The sequence below is a fragment of the Microcoleus sp. Z1_A1 genome, from assembly GCF_036700305.1.
Taxonomy (GTDB): domain Bacteria; phylum Cyanobacteriota; class Cyanobacteriia; order Cyanobacteriales; family Microcoleaceae; genus Microcoleus.
Genome location: NZ_JAUBOR010000052.1, coordinates 24,527 through 32,239, shown reverse-complemented (window position 1 = coordinate 32,239; position 7,713 = coordinate 24,527). Strand labels below are relative to the sequence as shown.

5 protein-coding genes are annotated in these 7,713 nt (G+C 47.8%); 3 read left to right on the top strand and 2 right to left on the bottom strand.

Annotated features, from left to right (window positions below):
• The first annotated feature begins 755 nt into the window (after positions 1–755).
• Entirely contained in the window at positions 756–1,559 is an 804-nt protein-coding gene (locus QT973_RS23575; RefSeq protein WP_333058318.1) for a TPM domain-containing protein, read from the top strand.
• Between the two features lie 235 nt (positions 1,560–1,794).
• Entirely contained in the window at positions 1,795–2,418 is a 624-nt protein-coding gene (locus QT973_RS23570) for a precorrin-8X methylmutase (RefSeq protein ID WP_333058319.1), read from the top strand.
• A gap of 564 nt (positions 2,419–2,982) precedes the next feature.
• Here QT973_RS23570 and QT973_RS23565 read toward each other — a convergent pair.
• Both QT973_RS23565 and dapB read right to left on the bottom strand, forming a co-directional pair.
• Positions 2,983–3,693, bottom strand: coding sequence for a phosphate ABC transporter permease (locus QT973_RS23565; protein WP_333058320.1), 711 nt, complete (start codon positions 3,691–3,693; stop codon positions 2,983–2,985).
• Between the two features lie 305 nt (positions 3,694–3,998).
• On the bottom strand, positions 3,999–4,826 hold the full coding sequence (dapB, locus tag QT973_RS23560; protein ID WP_333208486.1) for a 4-hydroxy-tetrahydrodipicolinate reductase: 828 nt from the start codon (positions 4,824–4,826) through the stop codon (positions 3,999–4,001).
• A gap of 303 nt (positions 4,827–5,129) precedes the next feature.
• Here dapB and QT973_RS23555 point away from each other — a divergent pair, with 303 nt between their 5' ends.
• A complete protein-coding gene (locus QT973_RS23555) occupies positions 5,130–7,652 on the top strand; it encodes an EAL domain-containing protein (protein ID WP_333208447.1) in 2,523 nt (840 codons plus the stop codon).
• Positions 7,653–7,713: the final 61 nt, after the last annotated feature.

Here is a 7,713-nt window from a genome sequence, read left to right as displayed (position 1 = left end):
AGTTAAGAGTTGGGATTCAATCAACTTTCAGCAAAACTTTTCATTATATCATAAAATTATTTTGCAAGAGGTCTAATCTGGTCGGTTAAAGGCACTCTGGGCGCTCCTTGAGAAATGGTTAATTTTTTTTAAATCATTATTCAGCGGTTGCTCATCATTATCGGCTCGGCTCGATGATAAAGATATTCGGGAAAATACATAATTTTAGAGCTTTTTTGGGTGTTGCTAGTCTGTTGGATTTCCAGTATATTTACTGGTAGTTTTTCAACTTATGCTAAATCTTTATGAAGGTAAGTTTTTTCAGGCAGGAAAATACTTAAATAACCGATCGCACACAGGGTCTCTCTTTGTTACCATCGGCTTGAATTATTATTAATCTGAGATGTTGCACCAATATCAATAAGGGGCTTTTTTGTAGGTGGGGGCGGGTTTATTTAACCTGTCTGCACCCCTTAAAGCTTTTGGTGAACCCGCGCCTACAGGTTTTTGATTGCGGGTGCAATATCTGGGATCGATACTCACCCCGTCAGGAAATCGAGCTCTTGCTTAACGATGGTTGGCCCTGGATCGCAACTGCGCCCTCTACAGTTAATTGTCAGTCCCTTCCCTGTTCAAAACTTTCCTTCCCCGAACCCTTCCCCTTGCTCTCGGCTTCCTGTAAAGTAAATAATTGTAAAGAAATATGAGTTTTCTCTTATCCTCTGGTTAAGACCGCCAGCTAGCATTCACAATTAAGACCCGGATTATAAGTTCCTATGTCACAGCTTTTCCCGCGAAAATTTCTAGCCTCTGTTGCCGCATTTTTTCTGGCTTTGTCCGTGTGGACGATCGCACCTGCGGCCCACGCTTTCAACAACCCCGATTTGTTGCCGTCAACTCAGACGCCGATCATTGATTTAGCTAAAGCCCTCACGGATATTGAAGAACAAACTTTGGCAAAAAATTTAAAGGCATTTGAAGCCGAAACCGGCTGGAAACTGCGAGTGCTGACTCAGTACGATCGCACCCCCGGTTTGGCTGTCAAAAGCTATTGGGGGCTAGATGACAAGAGTGTGTTATTAGTTGCTGACCCGCGAGGGGGCAATTTGCTCAATTTTAATGTGGGCGACTCGCTGTATCCGCTGCTGCCGCGCACTTTTTGGGTGGAACTGCAAACCCGCTACGGTAATCAATTTTTTGTGCGGGACAATGGCGAAGATCGAGCGATTATTGAATCTTTGGAGTCCATAGAAGGCTGTTTGCGTCAGGGCGGATGCCGCGTGGTTCCCGGTTTGCCGAGGGAACAGTGGGTTCTGACGTTAATTACGTCGGTGGTTGGTGGCGTCATCTGCGGGTTTGCGGCTCAGCCTCGGAAGCCGGGACAGGTTGTGGCTTGGCAGTGGGCGCTGATTTTTTCGCCGCTGTGGGGCATTCTGTTTTTTGCTTTCGGACTGGGGCCGGTGGTGACTCGGACTTCTGACTGGTTGCCTGTGGTTCGGAATGTGTCCGGTTTTGCGATCGGAGTTTTGGTGGCATTCCTGACTCCGGTGTTGGGCAAATCTTCTTCGTCGGAAACTTAGGAATGAGAATTAAATAAAATCCACTTTTCATGTTTGTTGTGGGATGGGTGTCGGGCCCGTCCTTTCTGGGCGGGCCCGACGCCCGTCCCACAAGAAAAAAGGGAAATTATTTAATTGACGATCCTTAGTTGTCAGTTGGCAGTCAACAGTCAACAGTCAACAATCAACAGTCAACGAATGACTAAAAGCTGGTAAGCTGATACCTGACAACTCACAGGCAACAGCTATCCAACAAATGGAATGGCACGTAAGCGATGCCCAGAGTCTGGGATTAATCGATAACGAAATTGGCGACCACGGTTTTTCCGCGGCGGAGTACGAAATAGTCCGCCGCGTGATTTATGCGACTGCTGATTTTGAGTACAAGTCTTTAATTAGTTTTTCCGATCAGGCTTTGCAGGCTGGGGCGGCGGCTTTGGCTGCTCGAACTACGATTGTGGTAGATGTGCCGATGGTGCAGGTGGGCATTACGCCCTTGATCCAAAGTACCTTTGCGAATCCGGTTTACTGTTCGATGGAGGCTTTGACGCGCCCCCAAAGGGAAAGGACGCGGGCGGCTTGGGGGATTGAAACTTTGGCAAGACGCTATCCTGAAGGGATTTTTGTGGTGGGCCAGGCTCAAACTGCTTTGTCGGCGATCGTAGATTTGATTGAATCTGAGGAAATTCGGCCAGCTTTGGTGATTGGGACTCCTTCTGGGTTTGTGGGGGTTGATGTGGCTAAGTCGCGGCTGCACGATTCGATGATTCCTCACATTCGGATTGAGGGCCGCAAGGGGTCTGCGGTGGTGGCTGTGGCTATTGTTAACGGGCTGGTGGATTTGGCTTGGCAAGCTTACGGCCAAGAGGGGAACAGTTGATCGAGAAGTCAGTCGATTTTAGATTTTAGATTTTAGATTTTAGATTGACTCCACAGATGAATCTGAGAGCTTGAACTAATACTAAATTCGGGTTAGAAATCCCTTTTATAAGACTCGGCGGTTGAAACCGATCCTAGACTTGCCTTGCGTCTCTCTCTAAGAGACTAAAAAATAAAGGGGGTATTAGAGCCGGATTTGGGAGAATTCATGCTCTTTGAAGCCTCGATTTTTTTCTAGAGATACAGGAGTCATCCAAAATTTGGCAAGTTGCCGATCGCGCTTAGGAATGAGAATTAAATAACTTCCACTCTTGAAAGTGGGATGGGCGTCCCGCCCGTCCTTTTTGGACGGGCAGGACGCCCATCCCACTATAACAATTAAAATTGTAAGTTATTTAATTCGCGATCCTTAACATGAATGTGGGCTGGTTCGCCTCGATCGGAACTAAAAAAGATGAAACTGTAGGGGCAAACCTGAAGAACCGTAGGCATTACGAGCTATAAGAGTGAATTTTGTCCTAAGTTGAAATTGCGATCGCTCTTAAATTTGTGGCTACGATGAATATTAATAATCAGCGGACGATCGCCTTTTTACATCTCTGCTTGGATTAGTGCGATCGCGGTCTTTTTTCCTGCCTTTTTTAATCTGTTGGCTCATTTCTACAAACAAATCTCTGCGTAAATAAGGATAGTCGCTCACCCACACGTCACGGCTGGGAATATAAATATCTGAAACTTTGGCAATTCTGCCTAAATCTTCTTGATTTGACATAATTAACATTAAAGCAGCTTGACCGGGGACAATTCCTTGGTGATCTTTCCGCAATGGAGCTCGAAGTGTAGTAGTAAATCCCGTTTTGTCACCAACTTCTAAGTTGATTCGTGGCTCTAGGTTGTCAACTATTACGAGTTGTCCTTTTTGATTGACTGTTTCTTCTTGACTTGTGACTTCATCTGTAATATATATATCCAAAACTCGTCCTTGCCAAAAACCGCAGTATTGATATTTGCGGCATTCTGCATTCCGCAAACTCGCCCACAAAATGGGCCCCCACAGCCAGTACAAACCAGCTATCAATCCGGTGATTAAAACTAGCGGCGCGACATCGGAACCGGCGAAGTTGTAGACTACCAGGAGGAAAACTACGCTGACTGCTGAGATTAACATTCGCCTCAAAAAATCGGGCGGTTTTCCCCAGATATATTTGTATTGCGCTCCCGTGGCGACGGCGGGAATTAGTTCTTGAAAGGTTTCGCGGGTTAAGGGAATTAGCATAGGAAGTTTGGCAACGAGCAATGTACGGGATGCAACGGCTGTCTGTTCGGAAGCTGATTATATTAAGGCATTTAACAGATTTAACTGATTGATGTTGAAGTCACAAATCAGAAGTTATATCATGTGCGATCGAGTGACCGCGATTAAAAGGGCGGGTTTTTGAGATTGTCAATTATTGGCTGATATTTTTCGTGAACCCGCCCCTACCGTATTAGGGGTAATCGACCGGACATAATATTAGAAGTCAGATTAATTCCACATTACCAATGACTAATGACTAATGATTAATGACTAATGATTAATGACTACAAGATTTTTTCCAGGCCGTAAACGAGCGATCGCAATTCAAGGACTTTGCGTATAGACAGCAAGACTCCTGGCATATAACAAGCTCGATCGCTGGTATCGTGTCGTAAAGTATAAACTTGACCGGCGCCGCCAAAAATTACCTCTTGGTGGGCAATTAAACCGGGTAAACGGATGCTGTGAATGCGAATCCCTTCATCGGCCAGTGAACCTCGAGCTCCGGCTAATTTTTCGGTTTCCTCAACTTCTGGCAGATTGAAAGTTTTTCCCATCTCTGCTAACATTTGGGCAGTTTGAATTGCCGTGCCGCTGGGGGCGTCGGCTTTTTGATTGTGGTGCAGCTCGATAATTTCTACGTGTTCAAAATACTGAGATGCCGTGACGGCGGCTTGTTGGAGCAAAACCATGCCGATCGAGAAATTGGGTACGATCAAACAGCCGATGCTAGCTTTATCGGCAAATTCAGCTAATTTTTGAATTTGCTCGCTGCTCAAGCCAGTAGTGCCGACTACCGGGCGAATGCCGTAAGCTATGGCCGATCGCACGTTTTCATAAACTGACGAAGGGTGCGTAAAATCTACCATCACGCCTAACTGCTTTTCCTGAGCTGCTAATACCAGCATTCCTTGCAAGTCGTCAGTGATGGGAACTTCTAACGGGCCGCATCCGGCTAATTCGCCGGCATCGGCGTTGAGGCACTCAGGAGAGCGGTCTACAGCCCCAAATAAGGTCATATCACTAGCATGGGCGATCGCCTTAATTACTTCGCGGCCCATTTTGCCTGCTGCACCGTTAACAATCACCGGAATCGGAAGTTGATTCGCCATAATCTCAAAAATATCCTGAAAGTTCGATCGACTAAATTTTAACGCTTGTGCGAATTTGGGGAAACAAGCAATGAAAGACAGGATTTGTCGGCAAATCTTCAAAAACCCGGTTCCCATTCGAGAAATACTTTGCCTGCATCGAGTAATTAGCTTAAAGAAACTCGGTTGCGGCACAAGTTCTGAAAAAATTACATTCAATCTCATATTAAGCTCAATTCTGTAAGAACAGACTTGTGCAAAGCTAATTTGCACCGACATATTTTTTCTGTGACTGCCAAATTCTCTCGAAATCTTCGATATGTCATGTCTGTGGCAACTGGCCTCAACCTGAGTTCTCAAAACCGACGGGTGAGGATTTTGCCTGCAATGCTTGTGGGCGCGACTGTAACGCTGCTGAATATGGGAGTTCGGCAGTTGGGAGGCCTGCAAAGCTGGGAGTTGGGGAGTTTTGACTCGTTAGTGCGCTTGCAGCCAGATTCCGGCCCGGATCCGCGACTGCTGGTAGTGGAAATTTCTGAAGCCGATATTCAAGCTTTGGGGAGATTTCCGGTTTCCGACGGTGCGATCGCTCAAACCTTGACAAAACTGCAAAAGTATCAGCCAAAAGTCATCGGTTTGGATTTGTACCGGGATTTGCCTCAAGCGCCGGGACACCAAGAATTGCTGGCAGCGCTGAAAGCACCGAATGTGGTGGCGATCTATAAATTGAGCGATTCAGAAAGTCAGGGAGTGCCTGCGCCTCCGGGGATACCGCCCGATCGAGTTGGTTTTAACGACTTCGTGCTCGATCCTGATGGTGTTGTACGCCGCAATTTGCTCTCAGTCTCGCAACCAGACAAAAAGATTGCTTTATCGTTTTCTATGCAAGTGGCTTTGCTCTATCTCAAAGACAGAGTACAGCAGAAAAATAGCGCTGTTCATCCCCACCAAATCGACTGGGGAAAGGCAGAATTTGTGCCTTTAACTTCTGACAGCGGCGGCTATGCAAATATTGACACCACAGGCTACCAAATTCTGCTCAAATACCGTTCTGGTAAGGATGTGGCGCGACAAGTCAGTATCAGGCAGGTATTGAACGGGGAAATTGAACCAAGCTGGGTTAAGGACAAGATTGTGCTGATCGGGACGACGGCACCGAGTACCAGAGATTTGTTTTTGACGCCTTACAGCCCGGTTAAAAAGCAAAGTCCGAAAATGCCGGGGGTGTTGCTGCACGCGCAAATGCTCAGCCAAATATTGAGTGCGGTTTTGGATGGACGATCGCTGTTTTGGGTATGGCCGGAATGGGCGGAAATTTTGTGGAACGGTGCTTGGGCGATGGTTGGCGGGGTTGTGGCTTGGCGGATTCAGCATCCTGCGAGGGCGGGATTGGCTGGGGGTGTGGGATTGATGGCTTTGTTGGGGATTAGTTATGGAATTTTTACCCTGGGTGGTTGGATACCGTTAGTGTCGCCGACTTTGGGTTTGGTGGTGACTGGTGTGGGTGTCAGTGCTTACAGGAAGCTTTACGATGCTTTTCACGATTCTCTAACGGGTTTGCCCAACCGGGATTTGTTCGTGGATTGCGTGGGGCGGGCGATCGCCAATACTAGGGGCCGCCACAGCCATCTGTTTGCGGTGCTGTTTCTGGATTTAGACAGGTTTAAGGTGATTAATGATTCTTTGGGTCATTTGGTGGGGGATGAACTGCTGATAGCGGTGGTGCTGCGGTTGAGGGCAAGTATTGGTCGCGCGGATACTGTGGCGCGGGTGGGAGGCGATGATTTTGCGATTTTGGTGAGGAATATTGATGTTGACAGTGCTGTGGATTTGGCCGATCGAATTCACAAAGCTTTAATTGTGCCTTTTGAGTTGAATGGGCAGGAGGTGTTTGTGACTGCAAGCATCGGGATTGCCCTGGGGGGCGAACCCGCTGCTACTGTCAGGGAACAGCCGGAACACTTGCTGCGGGATGCCCACACGGCGATGTACCGGGCGAAGGCTTTGGGAACGGGAAGGTATCAGGTGTTTAATGCTTCGATGCACGCTTTGGCGGTGGAGAGGTTGCAGTTGGAGACGGATTTGCGGATTGCCCTCAAGCGTCGGGAATTTTTGCTGCACTATCAGCCGTTTGTCTCTTTGGCAAGCGGGAGGATTATTGGGTTTGAGGCTTTGGTACGCTGGCAACACCCGCTGCGGGGTTTGATTGGGCCGATCAAGTTTATTCCGGTGGCTGAGGAAACGGGGGCAATTGTGCCGCTGGGTGAGTGGGTGTTGGAGGAGGCTTGTAGGCAGTTGCGACTGTGGGAGGAAATGTTTGGTTTCGATCGAGCTTTGATTATGAGTGTAAATTTATCTGGGAAGCAGTTTGCTCAGCCGGATTTGGTCGATCGCCTGAAGGTGATTTTGGAAACAACGGGTTTGAGTGCCGAGAGTTTGAAGTTGGAGATTACTGAGAGTGTGGTGATGGAGGATGTGGAGTCGGCGATCGCGGTTTTGAAGCAGATGAAAGCGTTAAATGTCAAGTTGGGAATTGATGATTTTGGCACTGGTTATTCGTCGTTGAGTTATTTGAGTCGGTTTCCTACGGATACTTTGAAGGTTGATAAGTCGTTTGTGGGGCGAATGGAGCTCGAAAGCGAGGGGGAGAATGTGGCGATCGTGCGGACGATTGTGGCGCTGGCTCATGCTTTGGGTATGGATGTGATTGCTGAGGGTGTGGAGACGGCGGCACAATTAGCCCGGTTGAGGTCGATCGGCTGCGAATATGGTCAGGGTTATTTTTTTGCTAAGCCGTTACCCAGCGAGGCTGCGACTGCTTTGATGGCTTCCGATCCCCAGTGGTAGTTGTGGGTTATTAGTTATTAGTTATTGTACAGATAGCGATCGTGGCCCGATCGCCCTTAGC

What these genes read in the sequence shown, in the direction of transcription:
- QT973_RS23575 (WP_333058318.1), top strand. Translation starts at nt 756, where the DNA reads ATGTCACAGCTTTTCCCGCGAAAATTTCTAGCCTCTGTTGCCGCATTT.
- QT973_RS23555 (WP_333208447.1), top strand. Translation starts at nt 5,130, where the DNA reads ATGTCTGTGGCAACTGGCCTCAACCTGAGTTCTCAAAACCGACGGGTG.
- QT973_RS23565 (WP_333058320.1), bottom strand. Translation starts at nt 3,693, where the DNA reads ATGCTAATTCCCTTAACCCGCGAAACCTTTCAAGAACTAATTCCCGCC.
- QT973_RS23570 (WP_333058319.1), top strand. Translation starts at nt 1,795, where the DNA reads ATGGAATGGCACGTAAGCGATGCCCAGAGTCTGGGATTAATCGATAAC.
- dapB (WP_333208486.1), bottom strand. Translation starts at nt 4,826, where the DNA reads ATGGCGAATCAACTTCCGATTCCGGTGATTGTTAACGGTGCAGCAGGC.